At 71.5% G+C, this 17,088-nt stretch carries 20 protein-coding genes; 12 read left to right on the top strand and 8 right to left on the bottom strand.

Translation table 11 applies throughout. The features are described from left to right. Positions 1-21: 21 nt before the first annotated feature. Together FHU34_RS17885 and FHU34_RS17880 are read right to left on the bottom strand one after the other, a co-directional pair. The gene (locus tag FHU34_RS17885; RefSeq protein WP_145781969.1) at positions 22-396 is read right to left on the bottom strand and encodes an MmcQ/YjbR family DNA-binding protein; all 375 of its coding nucleotides are present in this window, start codon (positions 394-396) and stop codon (positions 22-24) included. Between the two features lie 40 nt (positions 397-436). After that, positions 437-1,132, bottom strand: a complete 696-nt coding sequence (locus tag FHU34_RS17880) for a DUF1223 domain-containing protein (protein WP_145781968.1) — start codon at positions 1,130-1,132, stop codon at positions 437-439. Between the two features lie 129 nt (positions 1,133-1,261). On the opposite strand from FHU34_RS17880, the gene FHU34_RS17875 reads away from it, so the two are divergent. Together FHU34_RS17875 and FHU34_RS17870 are read left to right on the top strand one after the other, a co-directional pair. Next, positions 1,262-1,564, top strand: a complete 303-nt coding sequence (locus tag FHU34_RS17875) for a GNAT family N-acetyltransferase (protein WP_145781966.1) — start codon at positions 1,262-1,264, stop codon at positions 1,562-1,564. A gap of 48 nt (positions 1,565-1,612) precedes the next feature. Further along, complete coding sequence (locus FHU34_RS17870; protein ID WP_145781964.1) at positions 1,613-2,329, top strand: isocitrate lyase/PEP mutase family protein; 717 nt, start codon at positions 1,613-1,615, stop codon at positions 2,327-2,329. Positions 2,330-2,396: 67 nt separating this feature from the next. Here the strand turns inward: FHU34_RS17870 and FHU34_RS17865 are convergent, their stop codons facing one another. Both FHU34_RS17865 and FHU34_RS17860 read right to left on the bottom strand, forming a co-directional pair. Continuing rightward, a complete protein-coding gene (locus FHU34_RS17865) occupies positions 2,397-3,323 on the bottom strand; it encodes a 5'-3' exonuclease (protein ID WP_145781962.1) in 927 nt (308 codons plus the stop codon). 59 nt (positions 3,324-3,382) lie between these two features. Further along, the gene (locus tag FHU34_RS17860) at positions 3,383-3,610 is read right to left on the bottom strand and encodes a hypothetical protein (RefSeq protein WP_145781960.1); all 228 of its coding nucleotides are present in this window, start codon (positions 3,608-3,610) and stop codon (positions 3,383-3,385) included. Positions 3,611-3,730: 120 nt separating this feature from the next. On the opposite strand from FHU34_RS17860, the gene FHU34_RS17855 reads away from it, so the two are divergent. Continuing rightward, positions 3,731-4,798: a DUF4037 domain-containing protein gene (locus FHU34_RS17855; RefSeq protein ID WP_145781958.1), complete on the top strand. Its 1,068-nt coding sequence runs from the start codon at positions 3,731-3,733 to the stop codon at positions 4,796-4,798. A 12-nt stretch (positions 4,799-4,810) separates the two neighbouring features. On the opposite strand, the gene FHU34_RS17850 is transcribed toward FHU34_RS17855, so the two are convergent. Continuing rightward, positions 4,811-6,088, bottom strand: a complete 1,278-nt coding sequence (locus tag FHU34_RS17850) for an MFS transporter (RefSeq protein ID WP_145781956.1) — start codon at positions 6,086-6,088, stop codon at positions 4,811-4,813. Between the two features lie 82 nt (positions 6,089-6,170). Here FHU34_RS17850 and FHU34_RS17845 point away from each other — a divergent pair, with 82 nt between their 5' ends. Next, positions 6,171-7,058 carry a winged helix-turn-helix transcriptional regulator gene (locus FHU34_RS17845; RefSeq protein WP_145781954.1) on the top strand — a complete coding sequence of 296 codons (888 nt, stop codon included), beginning with the start codon at positions 6,171-6,173 and terminating at the stop codon, positions 7,056-7,058. Between the two features lie 38 nt (positions 7,059-7,096). On the opposite strand, the gene FHU34_RS17840 is transcribed toward FHU34_RS17845, so the two are convergent. Further along, positions 7,097-8,464 (bottom strand): glycosyl hydrolase family 18 protein, encoded by a 1,368-nt coding sequence (locus FHU34_RS17840; RefSeq protein ID WP_145781952.1) that lies wholly within the window; start codon positions 8,462-8,464, stop codon positions 7,097-7,099. Between the two features lie 204 nt (positions 8,465-8,668). Between FHU34_RS17840 and FHU34_RS17835 the strand changes: the two genes are divergently transcribed. From FHU34_RS17835 to FHU34_RS17825, 3 genes are all read left to right on the top strand, one after another. Further along, positions 8,669-9,784: a M24 family metallopeptidase gene (locus FHU34_RS17835; protein WP_145781949.1), complete on the top strand. Its 1,116-nt coding sequence runs from the start codon at positions 8,669-8,671 to the stop codon at positions 9,782-9,784. After that, the gene (locus tag FHU34_RS17830; protein ID WP_145781947.1) at positions 9,781-10,923 is read left to right on the top strand and encodes an acyl-CoA dehydrogenase family protein; all 1,143 of its coding nucleotides are present in this window, start codon (positions 9,781-9,783) and stop codon (positions 10,921-10,923) included. Before FHU34_RS17835 ends, FHU34_RS17830 begins: the two co-directional genes overlap by 4 nt. 84 nt (positions 10,924-11,007) lie before the next feature. Continuing rightward, positions 11,008-11,514: an Lrp/AsnC family transcriptional regulator gene (locus tag FHU34_RS17825; protein ID WP_145781945.1), complete on the top strand. Its 507-nt coding sequence runs from the start codon at positions 11,008-11,010 to the stop codon at positions 11,512-11,514. On the opposite strand, the gene FHU34_RS17820 is transcribed toward FHU34_RS17825, so the two are convergent. Then, complete coding sequence (locus tag FHU34_RS17820) at positions 11,444-12,055, bottom strand: histidine phosphatase family protein (protein ID WP_145781943.1); 612 nt, start codon at positions 12,053-12,055, stop codon at positions 11,444-11,446. The two genes, FHU34_RS17825 and FHU34_RS17820, sit on opposite strands and share 71 nt — an antisense overlap. A gap of 156 nt (positions 12,056-12,211) precedes the next feature. Here FHU34_RS17820 and FHU34_RS17815 point away from each other — a divergent pair, with 156 nt between their 5' ends. The 5 genes from FHU34_RS17815 to FHU34_RS17795 all read left to right on the top strand — a co-directional run bounded on the left by FHU34_RS17815 (position 12,212) and on the right by FHU34_RS17795 (position 15,528). Continuing rightward, on the top strand, positions 12,212-12,406 hold the full coding sequence (locus FHU34_RS17815) for a CsbD family protein (RefSeq protein ID WP_088989634.1): 195 nt from the start codon (positions 12,212-12,214) through the stop codon (positions 12,404-12,406). Between the two features lie 73 nt (positions 12,407-12,479). Continuing rightward, the gene (locus FHU34_RS17810) at positions 12,480-12,821 is read left to right on the top strand and encodes a YnfA family protein (protein WP_145781941.1); all 342 of its coding nucleotides are present in this window, start codon (positions 12,480-12,482) and stop codon (positions 12,819-12,821) included. Positions 12,822-12,897: 76 nt separating this feature from the next. Beyond that, positions 12,898-13,836, top strand: coding sequence for a polysaccharide deacetylase family protein (locus FHU34_RS33745; protein WP_244311717.1), 939 nt, complete (start codon positions 12,898-12,900; stop codon positions 13,834-13,836). A gap of 85 nt (positions 13,837-13,921) precedes the next feature. Continuing rightward, entirely contained in the window at positions 13,922-14,485 is a 564-nt protein-coding gene (locus tag FHU34_RS17800) for an RNA polymerase sigma factor (protein WP_145781938.1), read from the top strand. After that, positions 14,485-15,528 carry a hypothetical protein gene (locus tag FHU34_RS17795; protein ID WP_145781936.1) on the top strand — a complete coding sequence of 348 codons (1,044 nt, stop codon included), beginning with the start codon at positions 14,485-14,487 and terminating at the stop codon, positions 15,526-15,528. Before FHU34_RS17800 ends, FHU34_RS17795 begins: the two co-directional genes overlap by 1 nt. 48 nt (positions 15,529-15,576) lie before the next feature. Here the strand turns inward: FHU34_RS17795 and FHU34_RS17790 are convergent, their stop codons facing one another. Further along, positions 15,577-16,968 (bottom strand): KamA family radical SAM protein, encoded by a 1,392-nt coding sequence (locus FHU34_RS17790; RefSeq protein WP_145781934.1) that lies wholly within the window; start codon positions 16,966-16,968, stop codon positions 15,577-15,579. Between the last annotated feature and the right edge of the window lie 120 nt (positions 16,969-17,088).

Below are 17,088 nucleotides of genomic sequence, written 5' to 3'. Positions count from 1 at the left end.
TCCGGTTGCGTGCGGATGTCGTCAGGCGTCGGCGCCCTGGACGCCGCCCCGCAACGCCTCGGGTACGCGCATCCGCCACGCGTCCGTCACCAGCTCGCCCAGGCGCTCCAGGTCGATCTGCGCCAGGCGCAGCAGCACCAGGGGCAGCCCGTCGTACCCGGGGGTGGTGAAGAAGACGTCCGGCTCGCCGAGCAGGAGAGCCTGCTTCTCCGCTTCGTCCCCGACGTACAGCACCGCGATGTCGAGTCGGATCACCCGCGGCTTGCCCGGTACACGCTCCGGATAGGACCAGACGAAGCCCTTGTCGGCCACCCGGAAGTCGAACCCGTCGCTGGGGATCTCCACCGTGTGCGGCAGGGCCAACGCCACCCGGCGTACGTCCTCCGCGTCAACCACCGTGCCCCCTCGTGCCGCGCGCCAACCGCATGCGCCGAGACTACGCGTCGGACAGCTCGACGTGGGTCGCGCCGACGATGGCCCGGTTGCCGTTCTCCTGCACGTAGCCGACGACGGCGGCACTGCGCGGATCGAGGTCGGGCGGTGTCACGAGATCCAGCCGTCCCCGCTCGGCGCCCAGGCTCGCCGACGCGAAGGCGCGCACGACGTTGTCCTGTCGCAGCGTTCGCCCGGCGTTCTCACCCCGGGCGATCTCGCTGTCCAGACCCCGCTGCACGATCGCCACGTTCACCACCGTGTTGGCCGGCGGCCGCTCGGCCTGGTAGTCCAGCACCACCCGCTGCCCGTGCCACTCGGCCACGGACACCGTGAGGGAGGTGGAGGTCGGTGACGCCAGGGCGGACGCGATTGCGCCGGACGCCTGTCGACGATCGGACCCGACGAACTCGACGGTGCCGTTGACGACCATCTGCGGGGTGTACAGACCCCGGGTGCCCAGGGCGCGCGCGTACGCCTCCTGCCGCGCGGTGTACGCCGCGTCGGCGAACTGGTCGGGCCACCCCAGATCGTCCCAGTAGTCGACGTGGAAGCCGAGGCCGAAGACGGCCTGACCGCGCTCCCGGGCGTTGCGCTCGATCTCGGTCAGCAACTCCTCCGCCGGGGGGCAACTGTTGCAACCCTGCGAGGTGAACATCTCCACGACGGCGAAGCCGCCGCCCGTCGATGGGTTCGTCATGGTGGCGGGTCTCCTCCCACGTGCGGCCGGGGGCGTTGGGTTCCCCGTTCCGGCCGTGACAATGCGCGCGGGGTCACCTTCCCGTCGGCCCCGGGCGGACACCGGCCACCCGGGTGGTTGGATGGTCAGGTGCAGTTCACCGTGACAGACGCGCCGGAGCGGGAGCGTTTCGAGGCGCGCGACGAGACGGGTGCGGTCGCCGGGTTCGTCACCTATCAGCTGACCGGTTCGATCATCGCCTACACCCACACCGAGGTCGATCCGGCGTTCGAGGGCAGGGGAGTCGGGTCGACGCTGGCCCGCGCCGTGATGGACGACGCGCGCGCCAAGCGCCGGACCGTCGTCCCGATCTGTCCGTTCCTCGCCGACTGGCTGGTCAAGCACCCGGAGTACGAGAGCATCGTGGTTCGGTCGACCCGCAAGGTCAAGTAAGCGTACAACGCTGATCTTCGCCCTCCATCCGATCGGGAGACGTGAACGATGACTGCTCGAACCTTCCGGGCGATGCACCTCGGCCGCGCGGTCGGCGACCCGCTCGTCCTGCCGGGTCCCTGGGACGCGGCCAGCGCGCGGGCCTTCGCCGAGGCCGGCTATCCCGCCCTCGCCATCCCGAGCGCCGGGGTCGCCGCATCGCTCGGCTACGAGGACGGCGCGACCCCGCCCGACGAGATGTTCGCCGCGGTGGCGCGGATCGTCCGGGCCGTCTCCGTCCCGGTGTCCGCCGACGTGGAGGGCGGGTACGGCCTCACCCCCGGCGAGCTGGTCGGGCGGCTGCTGGAGGCGGGTGCCGTCGGCTGCAACCTGGAGGACTCCGAGGCCGGCACCACGCTGAAGGATCCGCAGCGGCACGCGGACTGGTTGGCCGAGGTACGCGCCGAAGCCGGCGACGCGCTCGTCATCAACGCGCGCGTCGACACGTTCCTGGCCGGCGCGGGTGACCCGGCCGACGCGGTGGCACGCGCCCGCCTCTACACGGCTGCCGGCGCCGACTGCGTGTACCCGATCCTGGCCCCGCCGGAGCTGCTGCCGGAGTTGCGCGACGGCATCACGGGTCCGATCAACATGGTCGCCGGCGCGGACAGCGCGTCGGTGGCCGAGTTGGCGCGGTGGGGCGCGACGCGCATCACCTTCGGCCCGGCCATGCAGCGGTACGCGATCGGGGCGATCACCGACCTGGCGGCACGGCTGCGCGCCTGAGCACATCCACCGCCCTGCCGGGCCGGTCCAGTCGCCACCCGCCGGTCGCCCGGTGGTCGGTAGTCGGTCAGGCGTCGCTGCGGGCGGCGAGGGCGTCGACCAGGCGACGGGTGGAGCCGGCCAGGTTCCACCGTCCGGCGAGGTCGATCAGCCGGTCCGGGTCGACCGGGGCGGACGGCAGCGTGGTGGGCAGCTCCGGCAGGGGCACGTCCAGGGCCACCCGGACCACCGTCGGCGCGACGGCCAGGTAGTCGCGGGCCGCGGCCAGCTTGGTACGCAGGCCCGGTGCGAAGGACGAGTCGGAGTCGTCCAGCGCGGCCAGGATGCCGGCGATGCTGCCGTACCGCTCGATGAGCCGGGCGGCGGTCTTCTCACCGACGCCGGCGACCCCTGGCAGCCCGTCGCTGGGGTCGCCGCGCAGCGCGGCGAAGTCTGCGTACCGGTCGGCGGGCACGCCGTAGCGTGTCCGCACCGCGGCGTCGTCGCAGTCGTCCAGCTTGGCGACGCCGCGCCCCACGTAGAGCAGCCGGACCGCCCGGGTGTCGTCGACGAGCTGGAACAGGTCCCGGTCACCGGAGACCACCTCGACCGGGCCGGGCTGGGTCACCGAGAGCGTGCCGAGCACGTCGTCGGCCTCGTAGCCGGTCGCGCCGACCGCGGTGATGCCCACGGCGGTCAGCACCTCCAGGATCATCGGCACCTGTGGGGAGAGCGTGTCCGGAACGATCTCGCCGCCCTGCGGGGCCACCCGGTGCGCCTTGTACGACGGCAGCAGGTCGACCCGCCACGCCGGGCGCCAGTCGTAGTCGAGGGCGCAGACCATCCGGTCGGCGCCCCGCACGCGAATCAGGGTGGCGAGCATGTCGAGGAAACCGCGCACCGCGTTGACCGGGGTGCCGTCCTCGGCCTTGGCGGCGGACTCCGGAATGCCGAAGTAGGCCCGGAAGTAGAGGCTCGCTGCGTCGATCAGCAGGATCGGAGGTCGGTGTGCCACGCCGGACAGCCTGGCACAGCCCTCCGACGATCCGAGGCACCCCCGCCCGTCCGGCGCTGTCAGCGCTTGTCGTCGTGCCGGTAGACGGTCTCCCGCCGGGCCAGGTGCTGCACGACATAACTCGCCACCAGCAACAGGATCGCCACGAGCACCTCGACCCAGGCCGCGACGCCGTCGGCCACGGTGAGTCCGACGATCAGCAGAACGAGGCCGACGAGCGCGAGGACTCCCGCCCACAGTTGCCGGCGACGGCGTGTCGCCGCCCGGTTCGCCTCGTTCCCTGCCACGTCGGTCCTCCCGGTCGGGGCCGCCGCGTGGGACCCCGACCCCAGGCTAGGGCCGCGGGGGACGCGCCGGGCCGGAAAACGACTGTGCGGCCTGGTCGCCGCGCGGCGCAGACTGCCGGTATGGCGTTTCTTCCCGGTCTGACGTTGGCCCGTCGCTACCACGACGAGGTGGTCGCGCCGATCCTGCGCCGCCGGTGTCCCCACCTGCCGTACGCGGCCGGACTGCTCGACGGTGGCTCGGAGTTGCTCGGCCTGGACACCGTGCGGTCCACCGACCACGACTGGGGGCCGCGCGTGCAGCTGTTCGTCCCGGCAGCCGAGGTGGCCCGGGTCCCCGCGCTGCGCGCCGCGCTCGACGCCGACCTGCCGGTGGAGTTCCTCGGCTGGCCGACCCGCTTCGTTGGCGAGGACGGGCGGCTGGGCGTCTCCGACCCGGCGGGCAGCCGGCACGGGGTCGCCGTCGCCGAACTGACCGGCTGGTGGCACGACCGGCTCGGCTTCGACCCGGCCGCCGGGGTCACCACGGCGGACTGGCTCGCCACCCCGACCCAGCGGCTGGCGGAGGTGACGGGCGGCGCGGTCTTCCACGACGGTCTCGGTGGGGCGCTGACGGCCCGGCGTGCGGCGGTGGCCTGGTATCCGACGGACGTGTGGCGCCACGTACTCGCCGCCGTCTGGACCCGGATCGCCCAGGCGGAGCACCTGCCCGGGCGGTGTGCCGAGGTCGGTGACGAGCTGGGCAGTCGTGTGGTGACCGCCGGGCTGGCCCGGGATCTCATGCGGCTCGGTCTGCTGCTGCACCGGCGTTGGCCGCCGTACGACAAGTGGCTCGGCAGTGTCTTCGGCCGGCTGGACGACGCCGAGCCGGTGATCGTGGCGCTGACCGACGCGCTCGGCCCGGGCGACTGGGCGCGGCGTCAGGCGGGGCTCGTCGAGGCCCTGGAGACGGTGGCCCGATGGACCGACGACACCCGTCTCGCGGTGCCGGTGCACGCCCGGGCGCGGCCGTTCCACAGCCGCCCGTTCCTGGTGCTGCGCGCCGAGAGGATCGCCGCCGCGCTCAGTGCCGGAGTGACCGACCCGGCGCTGCGTGCCCGGCCGCTGGTGGGCGCGGTCGACCAGTACGTGCACAGCGTCGATGTCCTCACCGACGCGGCACGGGTGCGCCGGATCGCCGGCAGCGTCTGATCAGCCGTCCGGTCACCGACCCCCGGCACCGACCGTCGACGAAGCGGGTCGGTTCGGCTCGTCGCCCTGGTCGTGGTCGGTGAGGTCGCGTAGGTGCCGGACGGGGGAGAGCAGCAGTACCATCGGCGCGCAGACCAGTGTCGCCGCGAAGACGAACAGGGTGGCGCGGGCACCCAGCGGCCCGGCCAGCGCGCCGGCGACCAGTCCGCCGACCGGGATCGCGCCCCAGGACACGAAGCGCACGGTCGCCATCACCCGGGAGAGCAGGTCGGGTGGGCTGGCGATCTGCCGGTAGGTCCGAGTGGTCACGCTCAGCACCACCGTTCCGAGGGAGAAGACGACGCTGCCGGCGGCGAAGGCGGCGTACGCCAGCCACCCGGTGCCCCACGGGATCAGGAACGCACCGGCGACAGTGGTGAATCCGGAGGCGACCAGCGCGCGGGCGGTGCCGATTCGCGTGGTGATCCGGGTGGTGAGCGCCGCGCCGACAAGCGCGCCGACGCCCTCGACGGCGATCAGGATTCCGACCAGACCGGCCGGGGCGTGCAACTCGCGGACCAGGTAGAGCGGGAAGAGCGCGAACTGCGCGCCGCAGACGAAGTTCATCGCCGTCGCGGCCCACATGCTCGCCCCCATCACCGGGTGGTGCGCGACGAAGCGCCAGCCTTCGCGGATCAGGTCACCGACGGGAGGCCAGCGGTCCGGTGCGTCGACACGCCGGGCGGGCAGCGTCCGCAGCAGCGCCGCGGAGAGGAGGTAACTGGCCGAGTCGAGGAGCAGGGTGGGCACCGCGCCAAGGGCCTGCACGGCGAGCCCACCGAGGGAGGGGCCGCTGAGCAGGGTCGCGGCGTGGGTGGCCGAGGTGAGGCTGTTGCGGGCCTGCAACTGCTCCCGTTCGACGATGCTGGGTAAGAAGGTCGAGTTGGCCACGTCGAAGAGGACGTTGGCGAAGCTGACCACGAGCGCGGTGATCACGAGGTGGGCGACGGTGAGGTGCCCCCACCACCAGGCCAGGGGGATGGACGCGACGGCGGCCGCGCGAGTCAGGTCAGCGCCCACCTGGGCGCCGCGCAGCGGTAGGCGCTGCACGATGACGCCGGCCGGAAGGCCGATCACGATCCAGGCGACGTAGCTGGCGGCGGTGATCAGACCCATCTGGAACGCGGAGGCGTCGAGGACGGTGAGCGCGGTCAGCGGTAGGGCGACCGAGCCGACCGCCGACCCGACCATGCTGGTCGTGCCGGCGGTCCACCAGCGCCAGAACACCCCGGCCCGTTCGTCGACGTGCATGTCGCCGGCCCCCGTTCGCCAAAGCCAGTGCGTTCCAAACTGGAACGGACTATAGTCGGAGCGGGAGCAACGGAGGTAGTGGGTGCGGCGAGAGGATCTTGCCGACGCGGACTGCGGCATCGCGCAGGCGCTCGGCGTACTGGGGGACTGGTGGACGTTCCTCATCGTGCGCGACGTCGCCGGTGGAACGACCCGCTTCGACGCCCTGCAACGCGAGCTGGGCGTCAGCCGGCGGGCGCTGACCGAGCGCCTCGGCGCCCTGGTCGAGCACGGGGTGTTGGAGCGCCGGCCGTACTCACGACACCCACCACGCTACGACTACCTGCTCACCGGGAAGGGCGAAGGGCTCCTACCGGTGCTGATCGCCCTGCAGGAATGGGGGACGAAACATCTGATGGGTGACGGAGAGCTGACCGCGACGGCCGACGCCGGGTCTGCCGAGGCGCGCCGGGCGCACGACCTGATCGGGCGGCGGTTGCCCGAGGCCGTGCTGCCTGGTGTAGACGGTCACCCGGTGCCGGTGGCCGCGACGGGCGCGTGGAGCGTCCTCTACCTTTTCCCCGGGGCGTACGCGCCGGGGACGCAGGGCTATCCGCCGGCCTGGTCGGAGATCCCCGGTGCCCGGGGCTGCACCCTCGAATCGACCACGTACGCGAAGCGGCACCCCGACTTCCAGGCCGCCGGGGTACGGGTGTACGGGATCAGCACGCAGCGGCCGGACCAGCTCGCCGACTTCTCCGCGTACGCCGGGCTGCCGTTTCCGCTGCTGTCCGACCAGGACGGCCGGCTGGCCGCCGGGCTGCTGCTGCCCGTTTTCCGCGCCGGTGGGATGACCCGGTTCAAGCGACTGACGCTGCTGGTCGACCCGCAGGCGGTGGTGCGAGCCGTGCAGTTCCCGGTCACCGACCCGGCCGGCTCGGTGGAGGAGATGCTCACCCTGGCCCGCGAACACGCAACGATCCCCGGCTGACGCGGGGGCGTCGTCCGGGGATCGTTGCGACCGAACCGTCAGGCCGGGAGCGTCCAGCGCTGGTTGGCGCCGGCGAAGCAGTCCCAGATCTGCAGCCGGGTGCCGTCGGCGGAGCTGTTGTCGCTGGCGTCCAGGCACTTGTTCGACTGCGGGTTGCGCAGCGTCCCGTTGGACTGCGCCTGCCAGACCTGCGCGCCGCTGCCGTTGCAGTCCCAGAGCTGCACCTTCGCGCCGTTGGCGGTGGAGCCGCTGGTGATGTCGGCGCACTTGCCGAGGGCGCGTAGCGTGCTGTCGCTGGCCACGGTCCAGGTCTGCGCGTTGGTGCCGTTGCAGGTATAGAGCTGGATGGCGGCGCCGTTGGCGGTGCTCGCCGCGGCCACGTCGACGCACTTGCCGCCGATGCCGGTGATCCGGCCGGTACGACCGGTCGGCGGCGGCGTGGTGCCACCCATGATGGTGTCGTACATCGCGCTGAGCAGCGAGGTCGAGCCGCTGGTGTCCTGGCTCAGCTCCCAGTTCATCACGCCGCCGGCGTTGGCCAACGCCCACTGCGTCTTGCGCTTGACGGTCGGGATGCCGTTCCAGCACTGCTGCGAGCCGTTGATGGTGGCGCAGTCCCGGTTGGCGTTCGCCGGGTCCAGACCGACCAGGTACGAGTAGTTGTAGTAGACCGGGCGGCTGTAGAACGGGATGCCGAGCACGGCCTTGCTGGCCGGCAGACCCCGGGCCTTCCACCCGTTGATGGCGTTGATGGACCAGTCGTAGTTGGCGTGCGGGCTGCCGCCGTCGTACGCCATGATGTTGAGCCAGTCGACCTGGTTGAAGACTGCCGTCTGCACGCCCTGCACACTGCCGCCCTCGGAAACCACGGCGGCGGTGAGCAGCTTGCCGCGGCTGCGCAGCGCGCCACCGAGCTGCGTCATGAGGGCCGTGTAGTTGTTGGCCGAGGCGCCCGCGTCGGGGTATTCCCAGTCCATGTCGACGCCGTCGAGGTTGTACTGGTTGACGAAGTTGACCAGGTTGTTGACGAAGTTGGTGCGGCTGCCGGAGTTGGCGGCGAGGGCCTCGAAGGCGGAGTCGTTGCCGTCGTTCCAGCCGCCGACCGCGATCGACACCTTGACGTTGTTGGCGTGGCCCTGCGAGACCAGCGAGGAGAGCCGGGCCCCGTCGACCCCCTGCAGGCTGCCGTCGCTGTTGGGCAGGATGAAGGCGTAGTTGATGTGGGTCAGCTTGTTGTACTGGATGGTGTTGATGTTGCCGGCCCAGGAGGGCATGTAGCCGACGCTCTTGAAGTTGTTCGGCAGCACCACGGCCTGCGCGGCGGTGGACGTGACGGTGAGTGTGGCGGCGGCGGTCGCCAACGCGAGCAGGCCGGCGGCGAGGGCGCGGCGCAGTGGTGAGGACATCGGGGGCCTTCCCGTGGGCGGGGGACGACACCGCCCGCGCAGGGTTGTCGCGGGCGGGAGGTGCGGGGACGCAGGAACGGGTGGGCCTCGAGGCAGCCAAATCTTAAAGAGTGTTAACTGTCCGAGTCAATCAATGACGGTAGATTTCCTTCGTGCCGGTTGTCCGGATTCCACCCTGGCCCAAACGACCGTTAAGCTGACGGTGTGGGAACCGACGAGCTGTATCCGCCCGATCGGCTGATCGCCGCGCAGCGCGCCACCGCCGCAGCCGGCCTTGACGCCCTGCTGCTCACACCCGGCAGCGACCTGCGCTACCTGACCGGATACGACGCCCACGCGGGGGAGCGGCTCACCTGCCTGGTGCTGCCCGCCGAGGGTGAGCCGACCCTGATCGTGCCGAGGCTGGAACGCCCCGCGGCGGAGGCGTCCCCCGCGCCGGCCACCGGTGTACGCATCGTCGACCACGTCGACGGCACCGACCCGTACCCCCTGGTCGCCGCCGCCCTCGACGGACCGGTCGCGGCGGTCGGGTTGGCCGACCGCATGTGGGCCGAGCAGGTTCTCGCGCTGCGCGCCGCGCTTCCCGACGCCGCGCAGCGGCTCGCCGGCGAGGTCCTGCGGGAGTTGCGCATCCGTAAGTCGGCGGCGGAGGTGGCGGCGCTCGCCGAGGCCGGCAGGGCCATCGACGAGGTGCACCTGCGGATGGGCGAGTGGCTACGCCCCGGCCGCACCGAGGCCGAGGTCGCCACCGACATCGCCGCGGCGATCCGGGCTACCGGGCACGTGACGGTCGACTTCGTCATCGTGGCGTCCGGACCGAACGGGGCCAGCCCGCACCACGGCACCTCGGACCGGCCGATCGGGGCCGGCGAGCCGGTGGTGGTCGACATCGGCGGCACGATGCCCTCCGGCTACCGCTCGGACTGCACCCGCACCTACCTGGCCGGCGGGTCCGCGCCGGGCGACTTCCTGGACTACTACCAGGTGCTCCGCGACGCCCAGCGCGCCGCCGTCGCGGCGGTGCGCCCCGGGATCACCGGCGCGCAGGCCGACGCCGCGGCCCGTGAGCCGATCGCCGCCGCCGGCTACGGCGAGGCGTTCCTGCACCGCACCGGCCACGGCATCGGCCTCGACGGTCACGAGGAGCCCTACCTGGTGGCCGGCAACGACCGGCCCCTGGAGGCCGGGATGGCGTTCTCCATCGAACCGGGCATCTACCTGGCGGGCCGGCACGGCGCCCGCATCGAGGACATCGTCGTCTGCACCACGGACGGCGTGCAACAGCTCAACACCACCCCCACGGAGCTCATCGCGCTATGACTGTCGACCGGATCCTGCCCACCGACGAGGCCCACGACCTGCTGGGTCTCGCCACCGAGCTCGCCGACCGCGAGCTCGCACCGAAGGCCGCCGCCTTCGAAGAGCGCGCCGAGTTCCCCCGCGAGGTGCTGCGTACCCTCGGCCGGGCCGGCCTGCTGGGCCTGCCCTACCCCGAGGAGTACGGCGGCGCCGCCCAGCCGTACGAGGTGTACCTGCAGGTGCTGGAGATCCTCGCCAGCCGTTGGCTCGCGGTCGCCGAGGCGGTCAGCGTGCACACCCTGTCCTGCTACCCGGTGGCGGCGTTCGGCAGCGACGAGCAGCGCAAGCTGCTGCCCGACATGATCGGCGGCGAACTGCTGGGCGCGTACTGCCTCTCCGAGCCGCAGGGCGGCTCCGACGCGGCGTCGCTGAGCACCCGGGCGGTCCGCGACGGCGACACGTACCTGGTCTCCGGCACCAAGGCGTGGATCACGCACGCCCGGACCGCCGACTTCTACAACGTCTTCTGCCGCACCGGCGGGCCCGGCCCCAAGGGGATCTCCTGCCTGGTCGCCGACGCCGGCACTCCCGGCATCACCCCGCAGGCGGCCGAGCGGACGATGGGTCTGCGCGCCTCCCCGGTGGCCCAGATCGCCTTCGACGACGCGCGGGTGCCGGCCGACCGGTTGATCGGCGGCGAGGGGGAGGGCTTCACCATCGCGATGTCCGCCCTCGACTCCGGCCGGTTGGGCATCGCGGCCTGCGCAGTCGGGCTGGCCCAGGCGGCCCTGGACTACGCGGTCGGCTACGCCCGCGAACGGCAGCAGTTCGGCCGGTCCATCATCGACTTCCAGGGGTTGGGCTTCCTGCTCGCGGACGCGGCCACCCAGATCTCCGCGGCCCGCGCGTTGACCCTCGCGGCGGCCCGGCTGCGCGACGCCGGCCGCCCGTACGCGATCGAGGCGGCCAAGGCGAAGCTCTTCGCCACCGACATGGCCATGCGGGTGACCACCGACGCGGTACAGGTGCTCGGCGGCGCGGGCTACGTTGCCGATCACCCGGTGGAGCGGTACATGCGCGAGGCCAAGGTGCTGCAGATCGTGGAGGGCACCAACCAGATCCAGCGGATGGTGATCTCCCGGGACCTGGCGCGGGGCTGAGGACGACGAGTGCTGGCGCGGCCCACGGTGGCCGCGCCGGGTACTGCGTCGCCGTCGGGCGGTTTTCCCGGTAGGTTGCACGCCGTGGAGGAGATCGACCGCGCTATCGTCGCCGCGCTGACCGCCGACGGCCGTCTGTCGTACACCGACCTGGCCGAGAAGGTGGGGCTGTCGGTGTCCGCGGTGCACCAGCGGGTGCGCCGGCTGGAGCAACGCGGGGTGATCAAGGGGTACGCCGCCCGGGTGTCGTTCGAGGCGCTGGACCTGCCGCTGACCGCGTTCGTGGCGATCCGCCCGTTCGACCCGTCGCAGCCGGACGACGCGCCGGAGCGGTTGTCGCACCTGCCCGAGATCGACTCCTGCTACTCGGTGGCGGGGGAGGACTTCTACATGCTGCTGGTGCGGGTGGCCAGTCCCGCCGACCTGGAGCGGGTGTTGCAGGAGATCCGCACCTCGGCGAACGTCACGACCCGGACCACTGTGGTGCTGTCGACCCCGTACGAGAACCGGCCGCCGAAGATCAGTGCCGCGGCGCCGGGTCGGTCGCGGTCCCGGGCGCCGGAGGAGCCGGCTGGTTCCACCGCAGGATGACCTGCCGGCCGTGCTCGTGACCGAGCGCGCTGACCGTGGCGGTCTCCAGGCGTAGCCGGCCACCCGCGGACGGGGGCAGGCCGATCCAGCGGGCGCCGAGCACTCGCAGGCTGTGGGCGTGACCGACAAGCGCGACCGTGCCCCGGTCGAGGAGCGGGGTGACCCGCTCGAGCACCCGGTCGACCCGTTCGCCGACCTGCGCGGGGGACTCCCCGCCGGGGCAGCCGTCGGTCCAGATGTTCCAGTGCGGCTGGTCGGAGTGGACGTCGACGGTGGTACGCCCCTCGTACTCGCCGTAGTTCCACTCGCTGAGGTCCTCGTCGACGGCGTCGACGGTGAGGCCGGCGAGCTGTGCGGTGCGCAGCGCCCGGGAGCGGGGGCTGGCCAACACTGTCACGAACCGCCGGCCGGCCAGGAACGCGGCCAGGGTGCGGGCCTGTCGCTCGCCGTCGGGGGTGAGCTCCAGGTCGGTGTACGAGGTGTGCCGCAGGCTGGCGCTCCAGGTGGTCTCGCCGTGCCGGATCAGCAGGAGCTCTCCCATGCGGCCAGTTAACCACCGCGGCGGGGGTCGGCAGGCGACCCTCCCTCAACCTATCTTCCTAGGATGCCTTAGCGGGTGTGCCGACCGGCACTGCCGGTTTCGGCACCCGGAGACCGGGCAAGCGAGCAGGGACAACGGCCAGACCGAGGAGGCGCGATGAGCTTCACCGAGAAGGCAAAGAACAAGGTCGAGCAGATGGCCGGCGCCGCACGGGAGCGCGTCGGCGACATGACCGACAACGAGCGGATGCGTGGCGAGGGCGCCAGCCAGCAGAGCGACGCGCGCGCCAAGCAGGCCGGTCAGAACGTCAAGGACGCCGGTCGCAACGTGAAGGACTCCTTCACGAAGTGACCTGAGCGGTTCGCGGGTCCCCGGGTGCACCGTCGCCCGGGGCCCCGCCGCGTGTGGCGGTTAGTGTCGCCGGGTGACGGTGCTTCGTTCCCTGCTGTTGTTCGCGCTGGCCGCGCTGGCGGAGATCGGCGGCGCGTGGTTGGTGTGGCAGGGCTGGCGGGAGCAGCGTGGCCTGTGGTGGATCGCGGCCGGTGTGGTCGCGCTGGGCTGCTACGGGTTCGTGGCGACGTTCCAGCCGGACGCGAACTTCGGCCGGATCCTGGCCGCGTACGGCGGGGTGTTCGTGGCCGGATCGTTGGGCTGGGCGATGGTGGTGGACGGTTTCCGCCCGGACCGCTGGGACGTGACGGGCGCGGCGATCTGCCTGTTCGGTGTCGCGGTCATCATGTACGCCCCACGAGGCGGTCCAGCCTGACCCCACCCTTGCCGATCCCTGTCACCCCCCCGTCGCGGGGCAGTGAGGGCGGTTCGGGTTTGGGATGATCGGCGGCGTGAACCGTGCTCGGATTCGTCCGTCTCTTGGCGTCCTGGTGGTGGCGGCCGTCCTCGGCAGTGCCGGGTGTGAAGCGTCCCGGGTGCCGCCGCCGGACCAGCCGGTCTTCGTCGGCTCGTCCGCGTCGTCGACCCCGTCCGTCGCGCCGTCGGTCGGTGCCTCTCCGACTGTCGTGCCGTCCAGCGCCGCTGCGCCCCCGCCGTCGACAGGTGTCCCGTCGCCGACGGCGGCTGGTGCCAGGGCGCCGGGCGCGACACCCATCGGGACCAGGGCGCCGGTCGTCAACCACGGGCCGCGGACCGGTAACAAGGTCGCGTTGACCTTCGACGCGGACATGACCGACGGAATGTTGGCCAGCCTGCGTGCCGGCCGGGTGAAGTCGTACGCCAACTTGCGCATCCTCGACCTGCTGGAACGGGAGCAGATCCCGGCGACGTTCTTCCTGACCGGTAAGTGGGTGCAGCGGTATCCGGACGTCACCCGTCGGATCGCCGGTAATCCGCGCTTCGAGTTGGCCAATCACACCTACGGGCACGCGGCGTTCACCGGGGACTGCTACGACCTGCCCTCGCAGCCGGTGGGCGAGTTACGCGGCGACGTGGCGAAGACGTTCGAGGTGATCAAACCGTACGGGGGTCGGCAGACCCGGTACTTCCGTTTCCCGGGGCTGTGTCACGACGCGGCGGCGCTGGACGCTCTGGCCCCGCTGGGCGTGACGGTCGTCGACGGGGACGTGGTCAGCGGTGATCCGTTCGCGAAGGCGTGGAAGCCGTTGGTGCGGGCGGTGTTGGACCACGTACGTCCGGGGTCGGTGGTGATCATGCACGTGACCGAGGCGAATGCGGCGATGACGGATGAGGCGTTGCCGCACATCCTGGCCGGGTTGCGCGAGCGGGGGTTGACGCCGGCGCCGTTGTCCGAGGTGTTGGCCGGCTGAGTCGCCGTCGCGCGGCTCGCCGGTCGGGCGGCGTCGGGGTTCGGTGACCTGTCACGGTTGAGGCCGCACCGGACATGGAGTGTTTGTGAGCTCCGAGACAGCGCGTGACGAGGACCGCTTTCGGCGTGCGTACGCCGAGGATTTCGAGTCGTTGCTGGCGTTCGCGTTGCGGCGCGTCGCGCATGCGGAGGACGCGGCCGACGTTGTCGCGGAGACGTTCCTGGTGGCGTGGCGTCGCCGGCAGGACATTCCGGTCGCTGGTGAGGCGCGGTTGTGGTTGTACGGGGTGGCTCGGCGCGTGTTGGCCAATCATCACCGTGGTGGTGTTCGCCGGCAGCGTCTCGGTGAGCGGTTACGTCAGCAGATCGTCGATTCGGTTCCCGATCCGGGCAGTGAGGTGCCGGAGCGGCTTGCCGTCCGGGCGGCGTTGGCGGGTCTGCCGGAGCTGGACCGGGAGGTTCTGATGCTCACCGTCTGGGAGGGACTGCAGCCGCATGAGGTGGCCGCCGTGCTGGGGGTGGGTCCTGCGGCGGTGCGGACCCGGTTGTCGCGGGCGCGGGCGAAGTTGCGAGGGCTGGTCGGTGACGACCCGGGGCCGCCCGGACATGTACTCGACGTGCTGACCGCATCCACCCGCAGGGAGGACTGATGACCATGGAGGAGCGTGTCGACCGGCTGCTTCGGGATGCCGATCCGGGTCGGCTCGGTGTCGTGGGGGAGGTCGGCGGGGTGAAGCAGGCCCTGCTGACGGAGATCATGTCCGAGCGTGGTGGCGGGATGTCGCGGCGGTTGCGGGTGGGGCGCTTCGCCGGCGTCGTGACGGCGGCTGCCGTACTCGTCAGCGTGGTGCCGGCGTCCATGATGCTGCGGGGGCAGTCAGAGGGTGGTGGGGTGTCGCCGATCGTCACCGCGGACGCGGGGAAGGTCTTTTCGCCGGGGGCGATGGCGGCGGCGGAGAGGAATCCGCGCCTGCTGATCGACCGGGCCGGTTGGAAGGTGACCAGGTTGTACGGGTTCGCCGAGGAGCAGGGTGGCGTGGTGTTCCGCCGGGGTGAGCGGGAGGTGGAGACGACCTGGTATCCGGGGTACGCGTACGCGGAGCGTTATCCCGATCGGCTCGTTGATGGTCCTGCGAAGTCGGTGCGGGTCGACGGTTGGCCCGCTGAGGTGTTCCAGAGCCTCAACGGTGATTTCACGGTGATGGTGCGTCCTCGTGATGACGTGTTCGTGGAGATGAAAACTTCCGGGAACTGGTCGCGTAAGGACCTGGACCGGGTTCTCGGGGACATCGTCCGGGTGGACGCGCGGACGTTCTTGGCCGTGCTTCCGGCGGAGATGGTCATGCCGGTGCGGGAGCGGGCGGCGAGGGTGCTCGCCGACGTGCCGCTGCCGCCGGGGTTCGATGTCGCCGAGCTGGAGGAGGTCGGGGTGAGTGACTCGTACCAGTTCGGCGTGGGTGTGACGTCCCGGGTCGGCTGCGGGTGGATCGCGGAGTGGCAGCGGGCGAGGGCGAGCGGAGACGAGGCCGGGGTGCGGCGGGCGGCCGATGCGCTGCGGAGCAGCCACGGGTGGCGGGTGCTGCGGGAGATGGATGAGGCTGGTGACTGGCCGGAGGTGTTCTGGGAGTACGCCGACGAGGTCGCGGCCGGGGCGGTGCGGGCCGGTTACGTCGAAAGCCTGGGTTGCCGGTGACGGCGACGCCCCCGGGGAGGTCTCCCCAGGGGCGTCGCCGTCGGTGGGTCAGTCGTCGCGGTGGTCGGCCCACCACTGCTGGCCGTCGGCGGGCAGGGTGTCGATCGGGTCGTAGTAGGCGTAGCGCTTGTTGAGCGCCTCCAGGTCGGCGGACTCGATGGAGGTGCGGTAGTTCTTGGTCCAGTAGGAGATGCCGCGTTCGCGGTCGTAGTCGGTGAGCATGTGCACCCAGCGTTTGCCGACGAAGGGGACGTCGCAGACGATGCGGGGGGTGGCGTAGCCGGGCAGGTAGCCCATGATGTCGTGCTGGAGTTGTTGGGCGTGCCAGACCGGGACGCGCCAGTGTTCGGCGTTGGGGATCATGTCGCACATGTAGAAGTAGTACGGCAGGATCCCGGCTTCGCCTTGGAGGGCGAAGCAGAGGTCGAGCAGTTCGGGGGTGGTGGCGTTGACGCCGCGCATGAGGACGCCCTGGTTGCGGACGTCGCGGACGCCGACGTCGAGGGCGGTCTGGGCGGCCTTGGCGACCAGTGGGGTGAGCGACTGGGCGTGGTTGACGTGGGTGTGGATGGCGAGGTTGACGCCGCGGCGGGCGGCGGTGCGGGCGACGCGTTCCAGGCCTTCGACGACGTCGGGTTGCAGCCAGTGCTGGGGGAGGCCCATGAGGGCTTTGGTGGCGAGCCGGATGTCGCGGACCGTCTCCAGTTCGAGCAGGCGCATGAGGTACGACTCGAGGTTGCGCCAGGGCACGTTGGCCACGTCGCCGCCGGAAACGACGACGTCGCGGACGCCGGGGTGGCCCTTGAGGTAGGCGATGTGGGCGTCGTAGCGGTCGACGGGCTTGAGGGTGAGCTTGAGTTTGTCGACGGCGGGGGTGGAGTTGCCGACGAGGTCCATCCGGGTGCAGTGCCCGCAGTACTGGGGGCAGGTGGAGAGCAGTTCGGCGAGGACCTTGGTGGGGTAGCGGTGGGTGAGGCCTTCGGCGACCCACATGTCGTGCTCGTGGAGGCTGTCGCGGCTGGCGTAGGGGTGTGAGGGCCAGTCGGTGCGTCGGTCGGAGGCGACGGGGATCATGTAGCGGCGGATGGGGTCGGCGAGCAGCGCCTCGGTGGTGAGGGGCGCGAACGGCACCATCGTGTTGATCATCTGTGGTGGCACCAGCATGGACATGGTGGCCATGGCCTTCTGGTCGGCCTCGAGGTCGGCGTAGAAGCTTTCGTCGATGAGGTCACCGAAGACGGCGCGGAGCTGCTTGATGTTCTTGACGCAGTTGACGCGTTGCCACTGGGCGGATTCCCACTGGTCCCGGGTGACGTGGTGCCAGCCGGGGAAGCGGGTCCAGTCGGGTTCGACCAGGGGGCGGCGGTGGTATTCGTAGGGCTGCCCGGCGGTCGGTGCGGCGACCGGGGCGTGACGGGGTTGCGGGATGGTCTGGGTCACGGCCCCTCCTCGGTGGTGCTGTTGATCGACGGGCCCGAAGGCTACTGGAAAATATTCGGTACAGAAACTAGTCTGCCGTAAGTTTTCCCGCTACGCGAGCCTTGACCGGGGCTTCGGGCG

It is taken from the genome of Micromonospora taraxaci (assembly GCF_007830095.1).
Taxonomy (GTDB): domain Bacteria; phylum Actinomycetota; class Actinomycetes; order Mycobacteriales; family Micromonosporaceae; genus Micromonospora; species Micromonospora taraxaci.
The sequence above is the reverse complement of the archived record's forward strand: the minus strand, read 5'-3'. Positions and strand labels throughout refer to the sequence as shown.